Annotated in this window: 21 protein-coding genes and 1 pseudogene; 7 read left to right on the forward strand and 15 right to left on the reverse strand. The window is 59.5% G+C overall.

The window, feature by feature from the left end; genetic code table 11:
• Positions 1–59 precede the first annotated feature (59 nt).
• Together AC1UK9_RS21460 and AC1UK9_RS21465 are read right to left on the reverse strand one after the other, a co-directional pair.
• Complete coding sequence (locus tag AC1UK9_RS21460; RefSeq protein WP_482578463.1) at positions 60–851, reverse strand: phosphate/phosphite/phosphonate ABC transporter substrate-binding protein; 792 nt, start codon at positions 849–851, stop codon at positions 60–62.
• A 56-nt stretch (positions 852–907) separates the two neighbouring features.
• Positions 908–1,849 carry a fatty acid desaturase gene (locus AC1UK9_RS21465; RefSeq protein WP_482578464.1) on the reverse strand — a complete coding sequence of 314 codons (942 nt, stop codon included), beginning with the start codon at positions 1,847–1,849 and terminating at the stop codon, positions 908–910.
• 324 nt (positions 1,850–2,173) lie between these two features.
• Between AC1UK9_RS21465 and AC1UK9_RS21470 the strand changes: the two genes are divergently transcribed.
• Positions 2,174–2,584, forward strand: coding sequence for a GNAT family N-acetyltransferase (locus AC1UK9_RS21470; protein ID WP_025112841.1), 411 nt, complete (start codon positions 2,174–2,176; stop codon positions 2,582–2,584).
• Between the two features lie 39 nt (positions 2,585–2,623).
• On the opposite strand, the gene def is transcribed toward AC1UK9_RS21470, so the two are convergent.
• The 3 genes from def to AC1UK9_RS21485 form a co-directional block, all read right to left on the reverse strand.
• Positions 2,624–3,163 carry a peptide deformylase gene (gene def, locus AC1UK9_RS21475; protein ID WP_473013359.1) on the reverse strand — a complete coding sequence of 180 codons (540 nt, stop codon included), beginning with the start codon at positions 3,161–3,163 and terminating at the stop codon, positions 2,624–2,626.
• A gap of 2 nt (positions 3,164–3,165) precedes the next feature.
• Entirely contained in the window at positions 3,166–4,116 is a 951-nt protein-coding gene (locus AC1UK9_RS21480) for a YihY/virulence factor BrkB family protein (protein ID WP_025112839.1), read from the reverse strand.
• Positions 4,117–4,279: 163 nt separating this feature from the next.
• Positions 4,280–4,471 carry a CsbD family protein gene (locus AC1UK9_RS21485; protein ID WP_025112838.1) on the reverse strand — a complete coding sequence of 64 codons (192 nt, stop codon included), beginning with the start codon at positions 4,469–4,471 and terminating at the stop codon, positions 4,280–4,282.
• 196 nt (positions 4,472–4,667) lie between these two features.
• Here AC1UK9_RS21485 and AC1UK9_RS21490 point away from each other — a divergent pair, with 196 nt between their 5' ends.
• On the forward strand, positions 4,668–5,045 hold the full coding sequence (locus tag AC1UK9_RS21490) for a hypothetical protein (RefSeq protein ID WP_007951149.1): 378 nt from the start codon (positions 4,668–4,670) through the stop codon (positions 5,043–5,045).
• Positions 5,046–5,195: 150 nt separating this feature from the next.
• Here AC1UK9_RS21490 and fadD1 read toward each other — a convergent pair whose 3' ends face one another.
• The gene (gene fadD1, locus AC1UK9_RS21495; protein WP_025112837.1) at positions 5,196–6,893 is read right to left on the reverse strand and encodes a long-chain-fatty-acid--CoA ligase FadD1; all 1,698 of its coding nucleotides are present in this window, start codon (positions 6,891–6,893) and stop codon (positions 5,196–5,198) included.
• A gap of 354 nt (positions 6,894–7,247) precedes the next feature.
• Positions 7,248–8,936, reverse strand: coding sequence for a long-chain-fatty-acid--CoA ligase FadD2 (gene fadD2, locus AC1UK9_RS21500; protein WP_482578465.1), 1,689 nt, complete (start codon positions 8,934–8,936; stop codon positions 7,248–7,250).
• A gap of 242 nt (positions 8,937–9,178) precedes the next feature.
• Here fadD2 and AC1UK9_RS21505 point away from each other — a divergent pair, with 242 nt between their 5' ends.
• A complete protein-coding gene (locus tag AC1UK9_RS21505) occupies positions 9,179–10,123 on the forward strand; it encodes a lysophospholipase (protein WP_482578466.1) in 945 nt (314 codons plus the stop codon).
• Between the two features lie 42 nt (positions 10,124–10,165).
• Entirely contained in the window at positions 10,166–10,636 is a 471-nt protein-coding gene (locus AC1UK9_RS21510) for a MaoC family dehydratase (protein ID WP_003227420.1), read from the forward strand.
• A 120-nt stretch (positions 10,637–10,756) separates the two neighbouring features.
• Here the strand turns inward: AC1UK9_RS21510 and AC1UK9_RS21515 are convergent, their stop codons facing one another.
• Positions 10,757–11,224: a ferritin-like domain-containing protein gene (locus AC1UK9_RS21515; protein ID WP_025112834.1), complete on the reverse strand. Its 468-nt coding sequence runs from the start codon at positions 11,222–11,224 to the stop codon at positions 10,757–10,759.
• Between the two features lie 206 nt (positions 11,225–11,430).
• On the opposite strand from AC1UK9_RS21515, the gene AC1UK9_RS21520 reads away from it, so the two are divergent.
• Positions 11,431–11,667, forward strand: a complete 237-nt coding sequence (locus tag AC1UK9_RS21520; protein ID WP_482578467.1) for a DUF3820 family protein — start codon at positions 11,431–11,433, stop codon at positions 11,665–11,667.
• Positions 11,668–11,697: 30 nt separating this feature from the next.
• A complete protein-coding gene (locus AC1UK9_RS21525; protein WP_025112832.1) occupies positions 11,698–12,879 on the forward strand; it encodes an aminotransferase class V-fold PLP-dependent enzyme in 1,182 nt (393 codons plus the stop codon).
• A 5-nt stretch (positions 12,880–12,884) separates the two neighbouring features.
• On the opposite strand, the gene AC1UK9_RS21530 is transcribed toward AC1UK9_RS21525, so the two are convergent.
• From AC1UK9_RS21530 to zwf, 4 genes are all read right to left on the reverse strand, one after another.
• Positions 12,885–13,610 carry an intradiol ring-cleavage dioxygenase gene (locus AC1UK9_RS21530; RefSeq protein ID WP_482578468.1) on the reverse strand — a complete coding sequence of 242 codons (726 nt, stop codon included), beginning with the start codon at positions 13,608–13,610 and terminating at the stop codon, positions 12,885–12,887.
• A 187-nt stretch (positions 13,611–13,797) separates the two neighbouring features.
• The gene (locus AC1UK9_RS21535; protein WP_016773539.1) at positions 13,798–14,463 is read right to left on the reverse strand and encodes a bifunctional 4-hydroxy-2-oxoglutarate aldolase/2-dehydro-3-deoxy-phosphogluconate aldolase; all 666 of its coding nucleotides are present in this window, start codon (positions 14,461–14,463) and stop codon (positions 13,798–13,800) included.
• 17 nt (positions 14,464–14,480) lie between these two features.
• Positions 14,481–15,194 (reverse strand): 6-phosphogluconolactonase, encoded by a 714-nt coding sequence (gene pgl, locus AC1UK9_RS21540; protein ID WP_025112830.1) that lies wholly within the window; start codon positions 15,192–15,194, stop codon positions 14,481–14,483.
• A complete protein-coding gene (gene zwf / locus AC1UK9_RS21545; protein WP_025112829.1) occupies positions 15,181–16,647 on the reverse strand; it encodes a glucose-6-phosphate dehydrogenase in 1,467 nt (488 codons plus the stop codon). Before zwf ends, pgl begins: the two co-directional genes overlap by 14 nt.
• Positions 16,648–16,873: 226 nt before the next feature.
• Between zwf and AC1UK9_RS21550 the strand changes: the two genes are divergently transcribed.
• The gene (locus AC1UK9_RS21550) at positions 16,874–17,734 is read left to right on the forward strand and encodes a MurR/RpiR family transcriptional regulator (RefSeq protein WP_169842436.1); all 861 of its coding nucleotides are present in this window, start codon (positions 16,874–16,876) and stop codon (positions 17,732–17,734) included.
• Positions 17,735–17,871: 137 nt separating this feature from the next.
• Here the strand turns inward: AC1UK9_RS21550 and AC1UK9_RS21555 are convergent.
• The 3 genes and pseudogenes from AC1UK9_RS21555 to AC1UK9_RS21565 form a co-directional block, all read right to left on the reverse strand.
• A pseudogene (locus AC1UK9_RS21555) lies at positions 17,872–17,976 on the reverse strand (D-hexose-6-phosphate mutarotase); the annotation flags it as partial.
• An 85-nt stretch (positions 17,977–18,061) separates the two neighbouring features.
• Positions 18,062–18,916: a D-hexose-6-phosphate mutarotase gene (locus tag AC1UK9_RS21560; RefSeq protein WP_025112828.1), complete on the reverse strand. Its 855-nt coding sequence runs from the start codon at positions 18,914–18,916 to the stop codon at positions 18,062–18,064.
• A 114-nt stretch (positions 18,917–19,030) separates the two neighbouring features.
• Entirely contained in the window at positions 19,031–20,380 is a 1,350-nt protein-coding gene (locus AC1UK9_RS21565; RefSeq protein WP_482578469.1) for a carbohydrate porin, read from the reverse strand.
• Between the last annotated feature and the right edge of the window lie 89 nt (positions 20,381–20,469).

The raw sequence follows: 20,469 nt of genomic DNA on the forward strand, positions 1-20,469 counted from the left end.
AGCAAGGCGCCTTATTCGTTAAAAATACTTAAAAAGAATCTTTATATTCCATAAAGAAATTAGCGAAGTAGGTCATACCCCTGTGCCTGGGCCTCGCGTTGATAGCCGAGCAGGACTTCATAATCGCTTTCGCTGGCCGGTAATACGTGGGGCAGTCCAAGGGTGCGCGCGACGTCGGGCAGCTCATCCAGCGACTGATTCATCACCCGGAGCAACTGCTCGATCTGCTCATCCGTGGCGGTGGCAGCGGTAATGAACGGCAGGGTCGGGCTCAATGCACTGCGCGCCACGATCCGCAAACCGCTGACCTCATCCGGCGCATATTGCGCAAGGTACGCATAGGTCACGCTGTCGATGGCCGCCAGATCGCCGCGATCCTCGCGCACCCAGCGCAGGCTCTCGCGGTGCGCCCCGCTGATGCCGACCGTGGCGAAGAACTGCCCATCGCGGTGCAACGGCGCCAGACGCTGGCGCAACAGGTTCATGCCGCTGTTGGAGTCGTCACTGTTGATCACCCCGCGACTGCCGTGAAAATCCACCAGGCTGCTGCGTGCATCGTCAGCACGGCTGAGGATCAGGCTGCAGTGACTGCCGGCACTGGCGTCCGGCAGTTCGTAACGTGGACGCCCGACGATGCGCACCCGATTGCGCAGCAAAGTCATCAGCGGATAGCCGCAGGTTTGCGTCAGCAACAGGTTGGGTGACAACCAGATATCGGGGAGCGACAGGCCTTCTGCATTCAGGCGGGCATGGCCGAGGTGCTCGAGGATGCGGGTGATCCAGCGTTCGCTGGCCGCACGAATGGGCTCGGGGGCGGTGTACATCAGCAGTTCGGCGAGGTGTTGGGTCATACACAGTGTCCCTGCAAATCAATAACCCTGTGGGGGGGGCGGTGGTGTTCTTCGGATCAGTGGAAGGGATGCTGCGGACTGTCGATCGGCCTGAACCCGTTCTGCCGCCACAACTGCCCATACCCCTGCACCAGAAACCCGCCACTGCGCGCCACCCATTGCTCGCGGTGCATCCGGTAAGCCTGGGGCAGGTCGTACCACGCCAGCTTCGGCAGGTCATGATGCACCAAATGAAAATTCAGATTCAGAAACAGCCAGCGCCACGGCCAACCGGCCTCGTTGAGCACGGTGCGCTGCTCCGGTTGCGCGTGCGGGCGGTGTTCATAGTAGGAGCGGATCAGCGCAATCGACAGCGCCGGCACACTGATCAGCAACAAGTAATGCCAGACCGGCAACACGCTGTAGCGGACGATGAACCACAGCATCAACAAGGTGAACGCGCCGTGGGTCAACCACATCAGCCAGGCCTGGCGTTCGCGGTTCTTCAGGCGTTGCAGCTCTTCACCGGCCAGCGTCAGTAACGCCAGCGGCGCACCGAGCAAAAAGCGCCCGAGCACGGTCTTGTTCAACCAGTGCAAGCTGCGCTCGAACAGCGAACTGCCCTGCCAGCGCGCCGCTGTCAGGTAACGGCTTTCCGGGTCGACACCGGGCACGGTCAGGTCTTCATCGCGGTGATGCAACAGATGGCTGTCACGGTACAAAGTGTACGGATACCACACGGCAAAGGGTGCGTAGCCGAGTAGCTTGTTGAGCCCTGTCCAGCGCGTCGGATGACCGTGCAGCAACTCGTGCTGCACCGACAGCCACAGGACCAGCAGCGGAATCAGCAGCAATGTACTCACGCTTCGACCGAGCCACTGGCTGTTGAGCAGGATGGCGAACCAACCGGCGTACACGCCGATCAGCAGCAACCAGGTAGGCCATTCGGTGCGGGCGGTGAAGCGTTGGCGCAGGGTTTCGATCTGTTGCCGGTGATCGGCGTCGAAGTAATGGGACATGGCGTGGCTCGGAACGGGAGTCTTCCCCTTCTGTGCAACGAGGCCGCTGAATCTTGCAGATTATTTTTGCGCTTGAGCGGGAGCCCGAGAACCGGGCCCCCGAGGGACATGATCAATGACCGAAAATATCGACTTTCTTGGCCTTCTTCTCCGCACGCTTTTCAATGGCGGTCTTGGCCGGTTTCTTCTTCGCGGCTTTCTTTGAATCCATACCTTTGGACATGATGCGTACTCCACTCACAGGGATGTAGGCTCAGGTATACACCTATCCTGCGTCGCCCGTTCTTTTATAATCGGCGCTTTGCCCGCCGACAGTCCGATCCCATGTCCGATACCCAGTACGTCCTGCTCGACGAGCCTTTGTGGCCGTTGATGAACAAGTTTTACCGCAGCCACCAATCGTCGATGAAGGCGGTACGCGATGCGCAATTGTGGGTGGCACGCCGCGAAGAGATCGTCGCCGCGCTGTGCTTGCGCCCGGTGGCGGGTGGACGCTGGTTGACGGGGTTGTTTGTCGATCCCGCGTGTCGTGAGCAGGGGATTGCCGCCGAGTTGATCGCGGCGGCCGTGCAGGGTGTGACAGAGCCGGTGTGGCTGTTCTGCCATCCGGACTTGCGCGGGTTTTATGAACGCCGCGGCTTCAGCTTCGACCCTGCCCTGCCCCAGGCGATGGCGGAACGGTTGAGCCGGTATGCACGGAGCAAGCCGATGATTGCAATGGGGCTGGAGCCATAAAGATCAAAATGTGGGGCATTGGAATGAAGGTTCTCAGAATCAGTCGTCCGCAGCGGGATCGAGATCCGGGAACATCACTTCGGTAAAACCGAACTTGCTGAAGTCGGTAATGCGCGACGGGTACAAGCGGCCGATCAGGTGATCGCACTCATGCTGCACCACCCGCGCATGAAAGCCAGACGCCACGCGCACGATCGGCTCGCCCTTGGGATCGAAGCCTTCGTAGCGAATCTGCTGATAACGATCCACCGCACCACGCAGACCGGGCACCGACAAGCAACCTTCGAAGCCCTCTTCTGTCAGCGGACTCAACGGCGTGATCAGCGGATTGATCAGGATTGTCTGCGGCACTGCTTCAGCCTCGGGATAGCGTTCGCTGTGCTCGAAACCGAAGATCACCAGTTGCAGATCGACGCCGATCTGCGGCGCAGCCAGCCCAACGCCGCCGACGCTTTCCATGGTCTGGAACATGTCATCGATCAGTTGCCACAGCTGCGGGCTGTCGAACATCTCGGCCGGCACCGGCGGGGCGATGCGCAGCAGGCGTTCGTCGCCCATTTTGAGGATTTCACGAATCATGATCAGGCTTCGTCAGTGTCCGGCTTGAGCGAGTGGTCGCGTCCCAGGCCCGAGACATGTTGTTTGGGGTGTTCATCGAGTTCGCCGGGGACTTTCTCGCCCTCATCCTTGCCCTCGCTGGACATGTGTTCAATCACCGCATTCATCTCGGCCCCAAGCAGCAGCACGGCGGCGGAAATATAGAAATACAGCAACAGCACGATGATCGCCCCGATGCTGCCATACATTGCATTGTAGTTGGCGAAGGTTTTGACATAGAACGCAAAGCCCAGCGAGGCGACGATCCACACCACCACAGCCAGCACCGAGCCTGGGGTGATGAAGCGGAATTCCTGTTTGACGTCGGGCATCACGTAGTAGATCAGGGCCACGGCGACCATCATCAGAATCACGATCACCGGCCAGCGCGCGATCGTCCACACCGTGACAATGACTTCTTCCAGGCCAACCTGCGCGGCAATCCAGCCCATCACCTGCGGCCCGAGCACCATCAGCGCAGCGGCGGCCAGCAGCATGCCGGCGATGCCGACGGTGTAAAAAATCGACAGCGGAAAGCGCTTCCAGATCGGCCGGCCTTCGACCACGTCATAGGCCGCGTTCATCGCGCTCATCATCAGGCGTACGCCGGCAGAGGCGGTGTACAGGGCGATGACAATACCGACCGAGAGCAAGCCACCCTTGGACTGCTGCAACTGATCGATCACCGGGTTGACCTGTTCGAGCGCCTGCGGCGGCAGCACCAGTTCCGATTGCAGACGCAGCCAGGTGAAGAAGTCCGGCAGGTGCAGGAAACCGATCAGGGCAATCAGGAACAGAATGAACGGGAACAGCGAGAACAGCATCTGGTAGGCCAGTGCCGAGGCGTAGGTCGACATCTCGTCGTCGATGAATTCAGTCACCGTGCGCACCATCACCCGGTGCAAGGGCAGACCTTTCATGTCTGGAAAAATCATTCGCGTCTCCTTTCGCCGCAAAACAGGTTGAAGTCGTGGCGACTCAGGGGCCGTTTTTTACATCACGGTAGCCTACTTGGCGACCTTCGTGGATGACCGTGGGGTTTTGACACAAAAACGGCCATCCTTGGATGGCCGTTCCTGTGTTTCGTTCAAGGCTGGATTACGCCTTGTCGATGGTTTTCTTCACTGCATCCTTGGCTTTGCCAACGGCTTGCTGGGCTTCGCCTTTTTTCTCTTGAACCTTGCCTTCGGCCTGCAGCTTGGTGTTGTCAGTGGCTTTACCAACACCTTGCTTGATGTTGCCGACCGCTTCGTTGGCCATGCCTTTTACTTTATCGCCAGTGCTACTCATGGTGTTTCTCCTTGGTGCATTGAAGGGGAAAAGTCAGTACGTAATGATTGACCGGGCGGGTTTGCCGCGAGTTTCATTTATTTTTGCCCTTCATTTCGTCGTGCAACACAGGTTGGGCTTTATGTTTGCCCCGCAAGCCCCGAGAATGCGCACCTATGGGCGCCGTGCGCCAACGATCAGATCCCGCAGGAATGTTATGAAACTCGATAAAAAGCAGGCCATTGCCCGTCGCAACCAGGAACTGGGCGGTGCTGTGCTCGGCACCAACAACTGCCACTTCGCCGAACTGAACCGCAACCGCAACATCTGGTGGTTCGACCTGCCGGTGTCGCGCCTGGCGATCGGTCAGTACGAGTGGATTCACCTGTTGATGCACACCCCGGCCACCGACGAACTGCTGCACCTGAAAGTGCCAACAGTGTTCCTGCGGGAAAAACTCGAAGGTCTGGTGATTCGCAATGAAGGCAAGCGCAAGGCGGCATTGAGCCTGGAACTGAGTGCAGACAAGGATTCGTATCTGCAGGACATGCGTCCGGCGGGGACCAACGTGAATTTCGCGCCGTTCCGCCAGTAACAGCAAAGCTTCGCGAGCACGCTCGCTCCCATATTTGACGGTATTCCAACTGACATGTGGGAGCGAGCCTGCTCGCGAAGACGGCCTCACCGTCACTACAAATCTACCGCCAGCCCCAACAAAAAGCCCCGCATCTGCGGGGCTTTTTATTCAGGCGGCGGACTTCGCCTTGATCTTCTTCAGCTCTTCGTCACGCAATTCGCGGCGCAGGATCTTGCCGACGTTGGTGGTCGGCAGCGCATCGCGGAACTCCACCGAACGCGGGACCTTGTAGCCGGTGACGTTGGCGCGCATGTGCTCCATCACGGTTTCCTTGGTCAGGGTCACGCCCGGCTTGGCGACGATGAAAATCTTGATCGCCTCGCCCGACTTCTCGTCCGGCACACCGATGGCAGCGCACTGCAACACGCCCGGCAGCGTCGCCAGCACGTCTTCCAGTTCGTTTGGATAGACGTTGAAACCGGAGACCAGAATCATGTCTTTCTTGCGATCGACAATGCGCATATAGCCATCGGGCTGGATCAGCGCGATGTCACCGGTCTTCAGCCAGCCTTCGCTGTCGAGGATCTCGTCGGTGGCTTCCTGACGCTGCCAGTAGCCCTTCATCACTTGGGGGCCTTTGACGCACAGTTCACCGATTTCGCCCATCGGCTGCTCGACACCGGCATCGTCGATGACTTTGCACAGGGTCGACGGCACCGGAATGCCGATGGTGCCGATCTGGATGTTCTGGATCGGATTGACCGTGGCCACCGGGCTGGTTTCGGTCATGCCGTAACCTTCGCAGATCGAGCAACCGGTCACCGCTTTCCAACGCTCGGCTGCGGCCAGTTGCAGGGCCATGCCGCCGGACAGGGTGACTTTCAGGTTGGAGAAATCCAGCTTGCGGAAGCCTTCGTTGTTGCACAGCGCCACGAACAGCGTGTTCAAGCCGACAAAGCCGCTGAACTTCCACTTCGACAGTTCCTTGACCATCGCCGGCAGGTCGCGCGGGTTGCTGATCAGGATGTTGTGGTTGCCGATCAGCATCATCGCCATGCAATGAAAAGTGAACGCATAGATGTGGTACAGCGGCAGCGGCGTGATCAGGATCTCGCAGCCTTCGTTGAGGTTCGAGCCCATCAGCGCCTTGCACTGCAGCATGTTGGCGACGAGGTTGCGGTGCGTCAGCATCGCGCCCTTGGCCACGCCGGTGGTGCCACCGGTATATTGCAGCACCGCGACATCACTGCTGTGCGGGTTGGCTTCAGCCACAGGCTGGCCCTGGCCCTTGCTCAGCACGTCGTTGAACTTGACGGCCTTGGGCAGGTGGTAGGCCGGCACCATCTTTTTCACGTACTTGATCACGCTGTTGATCAACAGGCGTTTGACCGGCGGCAGCAGGTCGGCGACTTCGGTGACGATGACGTGCTTGACGCCGGTTTTCGGCACCACGGTTTCCGCCAGGTGCGCCATGTTTGCCAGGCAGACAAGGGCTTTGGCACCGGAGTCGTTGAATTGGTGTTCCATTTCCCGCGCGGTGTACAGCGGGTTGGTGTTGACCACGATCAGCCCGGCGCGGATCGCACCGAAGACGGCGACCGGGTACTGCAGAACGTTGGGCAGTTGCACGGCGATTCGATCACCGGGCTGCAAGTCGGTATGCTGTTGCAGATACGCGGCAAATGCACCGGACAATTCGTACAGTTCACCGTAGGTGATTGTCTTGCCCAGGTTGCTGAAAGCCGGTTTGTTGGCGAAGCGTTGGCAAGATTGCTTCAACACTGCCTGAATATTCGGGTACTCGTCTGGATTGATGTCGGCAGCAATTCCAGCCGGGTATTTATCCTTCCAAAAGTCTTCGATCATGGAAGCCCACTCCTCAGCAACGCGAATTCTTCACCGCATTTGATGCGATTATTATTGGTGTGTGTTTTGTATTGGTGAATCTGGCTTTTAGATAGGCCGAGAAGTCACAAAGCGCGCCGAGAGTAGCAGCTTTGCCGAGGGCCGACTAGAGCCAAAAGCGGCCTCCATGGTCACTTTGATGACTCAAGACTTTCTAACAGTCATTTTAGAGCAAAAATCCTATAAACCCCTGAAAGCCCCGGTTTTTGGGGTCATCAAACAAAAATTCGCGAGCAGGCTCGCTCCCACAGGGACTACATCTATCCCTGTGGGAGCGAGTCTGCTCGCGAATGCGCGAAGCGCAGCCATCAAGGGCTACGCGATATCGCGCAACTCCCGCCGCAGAATCTTCCCGACGGGCGTCATCGGCAACGACTCGCGCAGCACGATGTGTTTCGGCACCTTGTAAGCGGTGAAATTCTCTTTGCAGTAGGCCTTGAGTTCTTCGAGGCTGATCCCGGCTTCCCGCGCCACCACAAACAGCTTCACCGCCTCCCCTGATCGCTCGTCCGGCACACCGATCACCGCGCAGTTGGCGACTTTCGGGTGGGCCATCACCACGTCTTCGATCTCGTTGGGGTACACGTTGAAACCGGAGACGATGATCATGTCCTTCTTGCGGTCGACGATGCGCACGAAACCGTCCGGGTCGATCACCGCAATGTCACCGGACTTGAACCAGCCCTCGGCGTCCAGCACTTCGGCGGTGGCTTCGGGTTTGTGCCAGTAGCCTTTCATGATCTGCGGGCCTTTGATGCACAGTTCGCCGCGCTCGCCCATCGGCTGCTCGACACCTTCGTCATCGATGACTTTCAGCAGCGTGCCCGGCACCGGCAGACCGACCGTGCCCAGACGCGACTTGTCGCCATACGGGTTGGTGCAGGCCACCGGCGAGGTTTCGGTCAGGCCGTAACCTTCGGTGATGCGGCAACCGGTGATCTGCTCCCAGCGCTCGGCGGTGGCCTTGACCAACGCAGTACCGCCGGAGTTGGTCAGCTTGAGGCTGGAAAAATCCAGGGTCTTGAAGTCCGGGTGATCCATCAGCGCAACGAACAGTGTGTTGAGCCCCAGCAGCGCCGAGAAGCGCCAGTTCTTCAGTTCCTTGATGAAACCTGCGATGTCCCGCGGGTTGGTGATGAGCACGTTGTGGTTGCCGGAAACCATCATGCACATGCAGTTCGCGGTGAAGGCATAGATGTGATACAGCGGCAGCGGCGCCACCATCACTTCCTGCCCTTCGCGCAATAATGGCTGGCCGTCAGGCCCCAACTGCGCGAGACACGCACGCACCTGCTGCATGTTCGCCACGAGATTGCCGTGGGTCAGCATCGCGCCTTTGGCCAGGCCGGTGGTGCCGCCGGTGTATTGCAACACGGCGATGTCGTCGAGGCCGACTTTCAGCGGCTTGATGCCCAGACCACGACCCAGGCGCAGCGCACTCTTGAACGAGATCGCCTGCGGCAGCGAATAGTCCGGAACCATTTTCTTCACTTTGCTGACCACGGTGTTGATCAGCCAGCCCTTGGCGGCGGGCATCAGGTCGCCCATCTTCGCTTCGATCAGGTATTGGATGTCCGTGTCGGGCAGCACTTCCTGGACCTTCTGCCCGAACATGTTCAGGTACACCAGCGCCCGGGCACCGGAGTCCTTGAACTGGTGACGCATCTCACGCGCGGTGTACAGCGGGTTGGTGTTGACCACGATCAGCCCGGCGCGCAAGGCACCGAACACGGCAATCGGATATTGCAGGACATTGGGCATCTGCACCGCAATGCGATCGCCCGGCACCAGATCGGTATGCGCTTGCAGATAACCGGCGAAGGCGGCGCTCTGGCGTTCGAGCTCAGCGTAAGTCAGGGTCACGCCCATGTTGCTGAACGCCGGACGGTCCGCGAACTTCTTGCAGGAACGCTCAAACACCTCGATCACCGACTTGAACTCGCCCATGTCGATGTTCAGCGGTACGCCAGCGGGGCGTTTATCATTCCAGAAATCAGGTTGCATTGTTCTTGTCCTCTTTACCTGAATCGATCCGGGAGCCGCTTTTCTGTCGTTTTGCTCTTGTTCCTTAAAAGCGAAAAGCACAAAGCGGAGCTTCACGGACACTAGCAGTTATGGCCATTGAGGCAAATATGGGCGATGGCGACATTGATCGTATGAATCTTCCTGCCGTGGCGTGGGCTGATCGGACGCGCTATACAATGCAACGACTGCGGGCCGTTACCGCTCGATAAAAAGGAATTGCCATGATCCACCACGCCTTCTGGCTGGACGCGAGTGACCGCAGCCGCCTGTTCGTCAACCAGTGGCTGCCGGCCGCGCCATTGAAGGCGGTGATCCTGCTGGCCCACGGCATGGCCGAACACAGCGCACGCTACGAGCGGCTGGCAGAAGCGTTTTGCGCACAAGGTTACGGTGTCTACGCACCGGACCTGCGCGGCCATGGCAAGACCGCCAACCACGGAACACTCGGGCATTTCGCCGATGACGATGGCTGGTGCAAGGTGATCGGCGATCTGGCCAGCCTCAATCAGCACATCGGCCAGCAACATCCCGACGTGCCGATCATCCTGCTCGGGCACAGTATGGGCAGCTACCTCGCCCAGGGCTATCTGCTGCACCACAGCGCCAGCCTGCACGGGGCGATTCTCAGTGGCTCGAACTTTCAGCCGGTGGCGCTCTATGGCGCGGCGCGGCAGATCGCCCGTCTCGAGAAACTGCGTCAGGGCGCCAAAGGGCGCAGTGCGTTGATCGAGTGGTTATCGTTCGGCTCGTTCAACAAAAAATTCAAACCGGCGCAGACGCCGTTCGACTGGCTGAGCCGCGACCCGGTCGAGGTCGACCTGTACGCCAATGACCCGTTGTGCGGCTTTCGCTGCACCAATCAATTGTGGATCGATCTGCTCGGTGGCTTGCAGCAAATCAGCAAAGCGTCCAATCTCGCCCAGATCGACCCGGGCCTGCCGCTGCTGGTGATCGGCGGTGAATGTGATCCGGTGAGCGAAGGCAAGCGTCTGACAGATCTGGCCGGTGCGTTGCGCACAGCCGGCAGCCAGAACCTGCAACTGAAGATCTACCCGCAGGCGCGGCACGAATTGTTCAATGAAACCAATCGCGACGAAGTGATTGCCGATGTGCTGACCTGGATCGACCAGGCGCTGAGCCATCGTCGGCCTCACCGCAGCGAATAATTTTTGTGGATTCACTTTAATCCGTCACAGGAATCAAGACCGATGACCCAGGTTACCAACATCCCTTACGAAGCCCTCGAAGTCGGGCAGACCGCCAGCTACAGCAAAACCGTCGAAGAGCGCGACATTCAGCTGTTCGCCGCGATGTCGGGCGACCACAACCCGGTGCACCTGGACGCCGAGTTCGCCGCCGCCAGCATGTTCAAGGAACGCATCGCTCACGGCATGTTCAGCGGCGCACTGATCAGCGCTGCCGTTGCGTGCGAGCTGCCTGGGCCGGGCACCATCTACATCGGTCAGCAAATGAGCTTTCAGAAGCCGGTAAAGATCGGCGACACCCTGACCGTGCGCCTGGAAATTCTCGAGAAGCTGCCGAAGTTTCGCGTGCGCATCGCCACGCGCGTGTTCAACCAGCGTGATGAGCTGGTAGTGGATGGCGAGGCTGAGATTCTCGCGCCGCGCAAGCAACAGACCGTGACGCTGCCGACTCTGCCGGCGATCAGCATCGGTTAAGCAGTTACGCAAAAAAGTGGGAGCGAGCCTGCTCGCGAAAGGGCCGGGTCAGCAACAACCTCGTTGCATGACACACCGCATTCGCGAGCAAGCCCGCTCCCACAGTTTTTTCAGTGAAGCTTACGAACGGGCGCGAGCCTGGTTACGCAGGGCTTTGACCTGATCGTGATTGCGTTGCACGCCATGGTATTGGCGCTCGACCAGATCACGAATACCGACCAGGTTGTGCTTGTTGATTTTCTCGATGGCTTCACGATAAGCCTTCAGGGCGTGGTCTTCACCGCGCTCGGCTTCGTTGAGTACCGCCTCCTCGTCTTTGCCGGTGAACATGGCTTTGACGTCGACCCAACGACGGTGCAGGTCGCCGCTGACACTGGTAGAGGTTTCCGGATCACCGCCCATCGAACGCACGGTGGCCTGCAGTTCAGCCGCTGCTGTAGCGCAATCAGCTGAGCGCTTGGCGAACAGCGCCTTGAGTTCCGGATGCTTGATGTCTTCAGCGCAAGTCTTGAACCCTTCCTGACCGTCCTTGCTGGTTTCGATCAGGTCGTTGAGTACGGAGATGGCTTCTTTATTCATGTCGGTCATTTTTCAATTCCTTGCGATCGGTGGAAGATGCAAGGGTTATTGCAGTGTGCGTGCCAGTTTTTAAAATTGATTTTTTCCTTTATTTATCAATCACTTAAAAATAAATGAACCATCTGTATCACGGTTATTTGCATGAACTGTCATTTGGCCTGCATGCAGAATGCCTGTATTTTCCAGACTGTCTTGAAACCCGATGATTGTCGCTGATGAATCCTGAAAAGCTTGAACTGCTGATCACCCGTGAAATGCCCTTCGGCAAGTACCAGGGCCGGATCATTGCCGACCTGCCGGGGCCGTATCTGAACTGGTTTGCCCGCGAAGGCTTCCCGCACGGTGAACTCGGCGGGCTACTGGCGCTGATGCACGAAATCGACCATAACGGTTTGTCTGACCTGCTCGAACCACTACGCGCCAAACATGGCAAACCTGCCCCGCGCCACTGAAGCGCCCCCCTCCCTGGAACCGAGCCGATCATGCCTGACAACACCCGCCGTGCCCGTGACGAAGCGTTCTGGCAGACCTTCGCCGACCGCTATGAAGCGCAAACCGGCCCGCTGAACCTGGAGAACGGTTATTTCGGACGCATGTCGCGCACGGTGATCGAGGACTACCAGCGCAATATCGAGCAGATCAACACCAGCAACTCGGTGTATGTGCGCCAGCGTTTCGAACAGCACGACAGCCTCGACATCCGTGCGCAACTGGCGGAGATGATCGGCGTGCGAGCGCAGAGCGTGGCCTTCACCCGCAACGCCAGTGATGCGCTGCAGTCGCTGATCCGCAATTACAACCGTCTGCAACCCGGCGACCAGGTGCTGATCTGCGACCTCGAATACGACACGGTCAAAGGGGCCATGCGCTGGCTGGCACGGCATCGCGGCGTGGACGTGATCGAAATCAGCCACACCCACCCGGCCAGTTTCGACAGCCTGCTGGACACGTACCGCGAAACCTTCATCCGTTATCCGAAACTCAAGCTGATGGCGCTGACCCATGTCACCCACCGCACCGGACTGGTGATGCCGGTACAGGCGATCGCCGCGCTGGCGAAACAACACGGGGTGGACATCATCCTCGACGGCGCCCACGCCCTCGGCCAGATCGAGTTCAACCTCGAAGCACTGGGCATCTCGTTTGCCGGGTTCAACCTGCACAAGTGGATTGGCGCGCCGCTGACCCTGGGTTTTCTGTACATCGCCCCACAACGCCTTGCCGACATCGATCCGGACATGGGCGAAATGCACTTTCCGGCCAGCGATATCCGCGCCCGTACGCCGTACAGCACGCCGAACATTCCGGCGCTGATGACCCTGCCACTGGTGTTCGAGGAGCACCGCTCGCTCGGCGGCGCGGCGGCCAAAGGCGCGCGACTCAATTACCTGCGCAACCTGTGGGTCAGCGCGGTGCGGCACCTGCCGGGGATCGAAGTCATGACCCCGGACGATCACCGCCTGTATTGCGGCATCACCTCGATGCGCTTCACCCGCCACGCCGACCAACAGGCGATGGTCGAGCGACTGCTCAACGAGTACAACCTGTTCACCGTGGTGCGCAACGGTGCGGCGAGCGGGCCGAGCATCCGCATTACACCAGGGCTGACCACCACCGCTGCCGACATGCAGACGCTGACCCGCGCCCTTAACGAGCTACGCTGATCCGCTCACACGGTGTACTTGTCGAAGTCTTCGGGTTTGATCTGCGATGAGGCGGCAAAGGTGTCGATGCCGATGGTCAAGTGTCCGAAAAATCCATCCTCGTGAGAGTCACGGCCGATCGGCCACACGGTCAGGGTCGAGCCTTCGCCCCCGCCGTTCGCGTAATAGCTGTCTTCGGCATTGTTCAAGGGTGACGAAGCCCGCCCGCGATAATCCCGGGCATTGAGCACCGAGCGGGAAACCACTTCGGGGAAATACAGCTGCCCGACCCAGGCGACGTTGCGCTCCTCGAGATATTCACTGCCGGCCACGATGCGCACCGCGACGTGAATGTGCAGTGCGCGACCAGCGTAGAACCCCGGATAGATCGTGGTGAACCGTGCCCGTCCCAGGTGATCGCAGAACTGGCTGCCGCGCAGGTAGGTGTCATCGTCGGTGCGCGGGATCGAACCGATGGCATCGGTGCCGACTTCCAGATCCGGATTGATCCGACTCCACCCCGAGTAGGCGCCCCGCGCGTTGCAGTGCCAGATATCGACCAGCGCCCCACTCACCGGCTCGCCGGTCATGGCGTCGACGATGCTCAGGCGCAGCAGCAATGGCAACCCTTCGGCGCCTTCGCTGATGTCGCGGCGCAGCAGCTTGGGATTGCGGAAGTACGGCCCGGCGATTTGCTCGGGGGCCAACTGATAGATCGGTTGTGGCGATGAGGCTGAAGTATCTCGTTCCATGACACGTTCTCTCTTCCATAAGATGAACGCAGATTAACGACGCACGAGGCTCTCGGTGCGGTAACTATGTATCGCGCCATGTCTCATGACTTTTTCCGGGCAAAAAAAAACGGTGCACCGACCAAGCGCACCGTAAAGCCGTAGAACACACAACGAAGTGTCAGGTAAAACTTTCAATCCAGCAGCATCAGTCCAGCAGCGCCAGGGCCTCGGCGGTGCATTCCTGAATGCGCGCCCAGTCGCCGTTCTTGATCCACTCAGGATCAAGCATCCAGCTACCGCCCACGCACATGACGTTTTTCAGCGCCATATAGCTCTTGATGTTGGCCGGGCCGACGCCGCCAGTCGGGCAGAATTTCACTTCGCCGAACGGGCCGCCAAGCGCCTTGATTGCCGCCACACCGCCGCTGACTTCAGCCGGAAACAGCTTGAAGCGGCGATAACCCAGGCCATAGCCTTCCATGATGCCGGAGGCGTTGCTGATGCCGGGCAACAGCGGGATCGGGCTGTCGACGCTGGCTTCGAGCAGGTCACGGGTGATGCCGGGGGTGACGATGAATTGCGAACCCGCCGCTTCGGCAGCCGCGAGCATGTTGCGATCGAGCACGGTGCCGGCGCCGGTCATCAGTTCCGGACGCTGCTCGCGCAGGATCTGGATCGCCTTGAGACCGAACTGCGAACGCAGGGTCACTTCCAGCGCCGTCAGGCCACCGGCCGCCAAGGCGTCGGCCAACGGCAGCACGTCCTGTTCACGGGCGATGGTGATCACCGGCAGGATCCGCGCCTTGGCGCAGAGGCTGTCGATCAGGGCAACTTTGTCCGCCATGGAAACGGTCGGGGATGGGGTTGTCATAGCGGCTGTTCCTTGGCTCATGGGCACCAGTAAATCTCTAACGTAGGTTGCAGAAACGCGCGAACCGGCATGGCCGCGACGTCGTCGGATGCCAGTGCGGCATTCAGGGTGGTCAGTTTCGATTGACCGGAAATCGACAGAATCCTGTGCTTCGCCGAAGCCAGCAGCGCGCGGCTCATGGTCAGGCGCTGACGCGGCACACTTGGCGCCAGCATCGGCCAGCAGCGACGGGTACCGTCCGCCTGTAGCGCTTCAGTCAGGTTCGGGCTGTCCGGGAACAGCGACGCGGTATGCCCGTCATCGCCCATGCCCAGCACCAGCACATCGATCGGCGGCAGTTCGGCGAGCAAGCGGTCGGCTTGTTCAGCAGCCTGCTCGACGTTGGCCGCCGCGCTGTAAAGGCTGAGGAACTGCGCCTTGGCGGCCGGCCCCTTGAGCAGATACTGCTTGAGCAGACCAGCGTTGCTGTCGGCGTGCTCGACCGGCACCCAGCGCTCGTCGGCGAGGGTCACGACGACCTTCGACCAGTCCAGTTCCTGCTTGGCCAGGTGCTGGAAAAACGCTACCGGGCTGCGACCGCCGGACACCACCAGCACCGCATTGCCGCGAGCGCCGATGGCTTCATTCAGTTGCTTGGCCACGTTCAACGCCAGACCTTCGGCCAACAGCGCCGGGTTCTTGAACTGGTGGGCGTGCACGCCCGCAGGCAGTTTCACATCAGATATCGCCATACCACGACCTCCCGTCCCGCGTGATCAGTGCAATCGAGCTCATCGGCCCCCACGACCCGGCCGCATACGGCTTGGGCGCGTCACCGGATTTTTTCCACCCGGCGATCAACTGGTCACACCACTTCCACGCGGCTTCGATTTCATCTTTACGGACAAACAGGTTCTGATTGCCGTTCATCACTTCCAGCAACAACCGCTCGTAGGCGTCGGGGATCCGCGCGCTGCGCCAGGTGTCGGAGAAATTCAGTTGCAGCGGACCGCTGCGCAGTTGCATGCCCTTGTCCAGGCCCTGTTCCTTGGTCATCACGCGCAAGGAAATGCCTTCGTCCGGTTGCAGACGGATGATCAATTTGTTGCTGATCTGCAGGCGTTGTTCCGGCGCGAAGATGTAGTGCGACGGTTCCTTGAAGTGGATGACAATCTGCGACAGTTTCTGCGGCATGCGCTTACCGGTACGCAGGTAGAACGGCACACCGGCCCAGCGCCAGTTGCGGATATCGGCACGCAGGGCAACAAAGGTTTCGGTGTCGCTCTGGGTGTTGGAGTTCGGTTCTTCCAGGTAGCCCGGGACGGACTTGCCTTCGCTGTGACCGGCAATGTACTGACCACGAACCACTTGCGTGGTCAGGCCTTCCGGGCTGATCGGCGCCAGGGCCTTGAGCACTTTCACCTTCTCGTCACGGATACTGTCGGCGGACAGATCGGCCGGCGGGTCCATGGCGATCAGGCACAGCAGCTGCAGCAGGTGGTTCTGGATCATGTCGCGCAGTTGGCCAGCCTTGTCGAAGTAGCCCCAACGGCCTTCGATGCCGACCTTCTCGGCCACGGTGATTTCCACGTGGGAGATGTAATTCTGGTTCCACTGGGTTTCGAACAGACTGTTGGCGAAACGCAGGGCGATCAGGTTCTGGACGGTCTCTTTGCCCAGGTAGTGGTCAATGCGGTAGGTGCGGTTCTCCGGGAAGAACTGCGCCACGGCGTCGTTCACTTTGCGCGAAGATTCCAGATCTGAGCCGATCGGCTTTTCCAGCACCACGCGGGTATTTTCTGCCAGACCGACTTTCGCCAGGTTCTCGCAGATCGCGCCGTACACCGCCGCCGGGGTGGCGAAGTAGGCAATCATGCGTTGGGCGCTGCCTGCCAGTTCGGCCAGCGCCACGTAATCTTCAGCCTTGAGGAAGTCGACGTGCAGGTAGCTCAGGCGCGCCAGAAAGCGCTCGGCCACGGCCTCGTCCAGCTCTTTGCCAACGTAACGGCGCAATTCGGCGGCGATGAACGCCAGGTGCTGCTGCTCGGTGCCGTCTTCACGGGCCAGCGCGATGATGCGCGTGTCCTCATGCAGCAGGTCGGCGCCATCAAGGTGATAAAGGGCAGGAAACAGCTTGCGCAGGGCCAGATCGCCGAGAGCGCCGAACAAGGCAAAGGTGCACGGTTCAACCGTAATCGAAGGCATGATGTTTGTTCTTTTATCAAGTTAAGCTACAAATACCTTTTTTCAAGGCATCACTCAAGGGAAAATGTAGTAATAACCACAACATTTTCGCAAAATACAGATTCCGAGTGGTGGTCGGTCGGAGCCATCAGTAGGATAGGCCACCGTCACGGGCCACATCAAAGGCCCAATTTGCATAGCCCGGCGCACCTTTGCGCAGGTGAATTAGGAATTCCATATGGACCGCGTGCGAAATTTACTGGAACAGATCCAGAGTCGCCTTGAAGAGCTGAACAAGGCCGAACGCAAAGTCGCCGAGGTGATCCTGCTCAACCCGCAGCAGGCCACCCGCTTCAGCATCGCCGCCCTCGCCCAGGCGGCGTCGGTGAGCGAGCCGACGGTCAACCGTTTCTGCCGTTCGTTCGGTGTCAGCGGCTACCCTGAACTCAAGCTGCAACTGGCGCAGAGCCTGGCCAGTGGCGCGGCGTATGTCAGCCGTGCGGTCGAGGCCGATGACAATCCCGAGGCGTACACGCAGAAGATCTTCGGCAGCGCCATCGCCTCGCTGGACAGCGCTTGCCAGGCGCTGGACCCGAACCTGATCAGCCGCGCCGTCGACCTGTTGATTCAGGCGCGGCAGATCCACTTCTTCGGCCTCGGCGCTTCGGCGCCGGTGGCGCTGGATGCGCAGCACAAATTCTTCCGTTTCAATCTGGCGGTCACCGCGCATGCCGATGTGCTGATGCAGCGAATGATTGCGTCGGTGGCGCACACCGGCGAACTGTTCGTGATCATTTCCTACACCGGGCGTACGCGTGAACTGGTGGAAGTGGCACGCATTGCTCGGGAGAACGGGGCTTCGGTGCTGGGTCTGACGGCGGAGAATTCGCCGCTGGCCAAGGCGAGTACCTTGAGCCTGAATATTCCGCTGCCGGAAGACACCGACATTTATATGCCGATGACGTCACGGATCATTCAGTTGACCGTGCTTGATGTGCTGGCGACCGGGATGACCTTGCGTCGTGGCGTGGATTTCCAGCCGCATCTGCGCAAGATCAAAGAGAGTTTGAATGCCAGCCGGTATCCGGTGGGTGACGAGTTCAACTGATCCAGAATCTCGGCTGATTGATCCGGCCTCTTCGCGAGCAAGCCCGCTCCCACACTCGACTGTATTTCTCCAGATGGAATGCAGTCACCTGTGGGAGCGGGCTTGCTCGCGAAGGGGTCAGCCGACTCACCGAAAATCTAGGCCGCCGCCCACGCCTGCAAGCTCAAATGCGCTTTCTCTCCCGGCGCCAGATGCAGGCTGTCCGTCCCACCCGCCGCCGCTTCGACACAGACAAACTCCCACACTCGACTGTATTACTCCAGATGGAATGCAGCCCCCTGTGGGAGCGGGCTTGCTCGCGAAGGGGTCAGCCGACTCACCGAAAATCTAGGCCGCCGCCCACGCCTGCAAGCTCAAATGCGCCTTCTCTCCCGGCGCCAGATGCAGGCTGTCCGTCCCACCCGCCGCCGCTTCGACACAGACAAACTCGCTCACCTCATCCCAGCTCACGCCCAGCAACGGCCGCGAACCCGGATGCCAGACCACCGTGTCGGCGCTGTCGCCCGTATCAATGCACAGCTCGCGCTGCCAGGCGTGATCTTTCAGTTGCAATTCGCCGTCATGCTGGAACACCCGCTGACAACCGCCATCGACGCGCAATTCGCCTTCCTGCTGGCAAGACTGGCGGCTCAACTGGTCATATCCTTGCGCGCCTTCGAGCCCAGACAGCGCTATCTCACCGACATCGCCAATACGCCAGTAAGCATGCAAAGCCTGGCTCAACTGGCACGGCATGTCGTCCTGATGCTCGGTGCTCAGGCGCAAGTCCATGCGTTCGCCCAGGTGGGCGTGCAGGTCTGCCTGCCAGTCGCACAACTGCAACTGCCAATGCAGGCGCACGCCATCGTCGGCACTGCTGCTGTCGATCAGTTTCCAGTCGAGGAGCCGCGCCCAGCCATGGGACGGCCAGGCGTTTTCGCTCGGATGACGGCCATACCACGGCCAGCACACCGGCACGCCACCGCGAATGGCACCGACATGCGGCCACTTCGCCGCACACCACAACCACGGTTTCTGTCCGCGTGGCTGAAAGTGCAGCAATTGCGCGCCCTGACGACTGAACACCGCCTGGCACAGCGGATGATCAATCACCAGCACATCGCGCATCTGATAGCGCTCCCAGGCGAACACCGGTTGTTCACGCAGGGATTTGAAGAAGCGTTGCAGCGGATGCTCATGCATTGGCCACGGTCCTGAACTCGTCTTTCACAGGGGGGCGCCTGTCCCCAAAAAAAAGCGGACAGCCTTGGCCGTCCGCAAATATGCGCACATAGAGAGGAGCTTATCGCAGACGCGTTAGAACACCGACTGAATTTTCAGGCCAGCGACCAAAGCGTTGTCCACCGCATCAACACCGCCCGGATGGGTGATGTATTGCAGGTTAGGACGCACCGTCAGCCAGTTGGTGACGTGGAAGCCGTAGTTGATCTCGTAGTTGTATTCAGTATCACGAATTGGCGAGAACACCGGATTGTCGTAATCCGAGACACCGTTGGAAGCATTCAGCAGCTCGGCGTTTTTCTTCACATCATCGTTGACGTGGATACGCGCCGCACCGATGCCAACGTCATCCTTCGGACGCGCGTCGAACGGGCCTTTGTAGACAAACATCAGCGACTGGTAGTTGTCGATGAAGTTGGTGTCCTTGTCGTGGAAGGTCGCGTTGGCGGCAATGTTCAGACCGCGAGTCACATCACCGTTGTGGCTGGTGAGTTGCTGCTGCGCGACGAACCAGTAACCGTGCTTGCTGTTGTGTACGCGGTAGGCATCACCGGTGGTCGCTGCGTCGTTGCCGTTGGCGTCTTCACGCACGTCATTGGCGTCAGCGGTGCTCTTGTAGTAACCGACACGGTATTCGCCCGGCAGGCTGTTGACCTTAGGCGACCAGACCAGCTCGACCGGCAACACAGTACCGGCGGTGCCGCTGCCGCTGAGTTTGAAACCGTTGCCGTGTTCCAGTTGCGACGGGTTCTGGTTGTACGCGCCGATTTGTGCGTAGAGCTCGTCGTTGATGTTGTACTTCACGCGGATCGCGGCCTGGCTGACAGGCCAGTTGTACCAGATGTTGGTCGCCCAGTTACCCACTTGCGAGCCGCAGAACGCCAGGTTCTGGAATTCGCACGGGAAGGTATTGAAGTCTTCGCCTTCACCGAAGTAACCGGCCTTGACGTCGAGCTTGTTGTCGAAGAACTGGTGCTGAATCCACAACTGGGTCAGACGCACCATGTGGCCACGACCGTAGACTTCCTGCGACGACGACAAGGTGCCGGCACGGGGATCGCCAACACGGTCGTTGGAGATGTTTTGACCGTTACGGTTGGTCAGCTGGATCTTGGCCTGAGTGTTGTCCCAGCCCCAGAGCTTTTGCAGGTCCAGCGCCACGCCCAGACCGAACTGGTCGCTGTAGCGGCCGGTCTTGTCGTCGTTATAGCCGCCATGCAGGTTGGCGCCCATTTCCCCGACGTAATCAGCTTTGATGTCGATACCTTGCTCGATCAGCTTGGTACGCTCGCCACCCCAGTCGCCAGTCATCCATTTCGAATCGGAGCTGAATGCATCGGCAGCCATTGCATTGCCGGCCAGCACCAATGCCGCCGCAGCTGACACTTGGCAGATCAACCGGGCATTGACGTGTTTCTTTTTCATCCCTACATCCTCGTCTTTATTGTTATTAACTGTTTTTTTCCAACGTGGTTTACATAAAAGTGCGGTGAACGACAGGCCGAACACCACTT

This window comes from Pseudomonas sp. AK-TSAG1-1, from assembly GCF_056821665.1.

Excerpts from the sequence above, each read along its gene's own strand:
- AC1UK9_RS21460 (WP_482578463.1), bottom strand. The coding sequence starts at position 851 with ATGACCCAACACCTCGCCGAACTGCTGATGTACACCGCCCCCGAGCCC.
- AC1UK9_RS21465 (WP_482578464.1), bottom strand. The coding sequence starts at position 1,849 with ATGTCCCATTACTTCGACGCCGATCACCGGCAACAGATCGAAACCCTG.
- AC1UK9_RS21470 (WP_025112841.1), top strand. The coding sequence starts at position 2,174 with ATGTCCGATACCCAGTACGTCCTGCTCGACGAGCCTTTGTGGCCGTTG.
- def (WP_473013359.1), bottom strand. The coding sequence starts at position 3,163 with ATGATTCGTGAAATCCTCAAAATGGGCGACGAACGCCTGCTGCGCATC.
- AC1UK9_RS21480 (WP_025112839.1), bottom strand. The coding sequence starts at position 4,116 with ATGATTTTTCCAGACATGAAAGGTCTGCCCTTGCACCGGGTGATGGTG.
- AC1UK9_RS21485 (WP_025112838.1), bottom strand. The coding sequence starts at position 4,471 with ATGAGTAGCACTGGCGATAAAGTAAAAGGCATGGCCAACGAAGCGGTC.
- AC1UK9_RS21490 (WP_007951149.1), top strand. The coding sequence starts at position 4,668 with ATGAAACTCGATAAAAAGCAGGCCATTGCCCGTCGCAACCAGGAACTG.
- fadD1 (WP_025112837.1), bottom strand. The coding sequence starts at position 6,893 with ATGATCGAAGACTTTTGGAAGGATAAATACCCGGCTGGAATTGCTGCC.
- fadD2 (WP_482578465.1), bottom strand. The coding sequence starts at position 8,936 with ATGCAACCTGATTTCTGGAATGATAAACGCCCCGCTGGCGTACCGCTG.
- AC1UK9_RS21505 (WP_482578466.1), top strand. The coding sequence starts at position 9,179 with ATGATCCACCACGCCTTCTGGCTGGACGCGAGTGACCGCAGCCGCCTG.
- AC1UK9_RS21510 (WP_003227420.1), top strand. The coding sequence starts at position 10,166 with ATGACCCAGGTTACCAACATCCCTTACGAAGCCCTCGAAGTCGGGCAG.
- AC1UK9_RS21515 (WP_025112834.1), bottom strand. The coding sequence starts at position 11,224 with ATGACCGACATGAATAAAGAAGCCATCTCCGTACTCAACGACCTGATC.
- AC1UK9_RS21520 (WP_482578467.1), top strand. The coding sequence starts at position 11,431 with ATGAATCCTGAAAAGCTTGAACTGCTGATCACCCGTGAAATGCCCTTC.
- AC1UK9_RS21525 (WP_025112832.1), top strand. The coding sequence starts at position 11,698 with ATGCCTGACAACACCCGCCGTGCCCGTGACGAAGCGTTCTGGCAGACC.
- AC1UK9_RS21530 (WP_482578468.1), bottom strand. The coding sequence starts at position 13,610 with ATGGAACGAGATACTTCAGCCTCATCGCCACAACCGATCTATCAGTTG.
- AC1UK9_RS21535 (WP_016773539.1), bottom strand. The coding sequence starts at position 14,463 with ATGACAACCCCATCCCCGACCGTTTCCATGGCGGACAAAGTTGCCCTG.
- pgl (WP_025112830.1), bottom strand. The coding sequence starts at position 15,194 with ATGGCGATATCTGATGTGAAACTGCCTGCGGGCGTGCACGCCCACCAG.
- zwf (WP_025112829.1), bottom strand. The coding sequence starts at position 16,647 with ATGCCTTCGATTACGGTTGAACCGTGCACCTTTGCCTTGTTCGGCGCT.
- AC1UK9_RS21560 (WP_025112828.1), bottom strand. The coding sequence starts at position 18,916 with ATGCATGAGCATCCGCTGCAACGCTTCTTCAAATCCCTGCGTGAACAA.
- AC1UK9_RS21565 (WP_482578469.1), bottom strand. The coding sequence starts at position 20,380 with ATGAAAAAGAAACACGTCAATGCCCGGTTGATCTGCCAAGTGTCAGCT.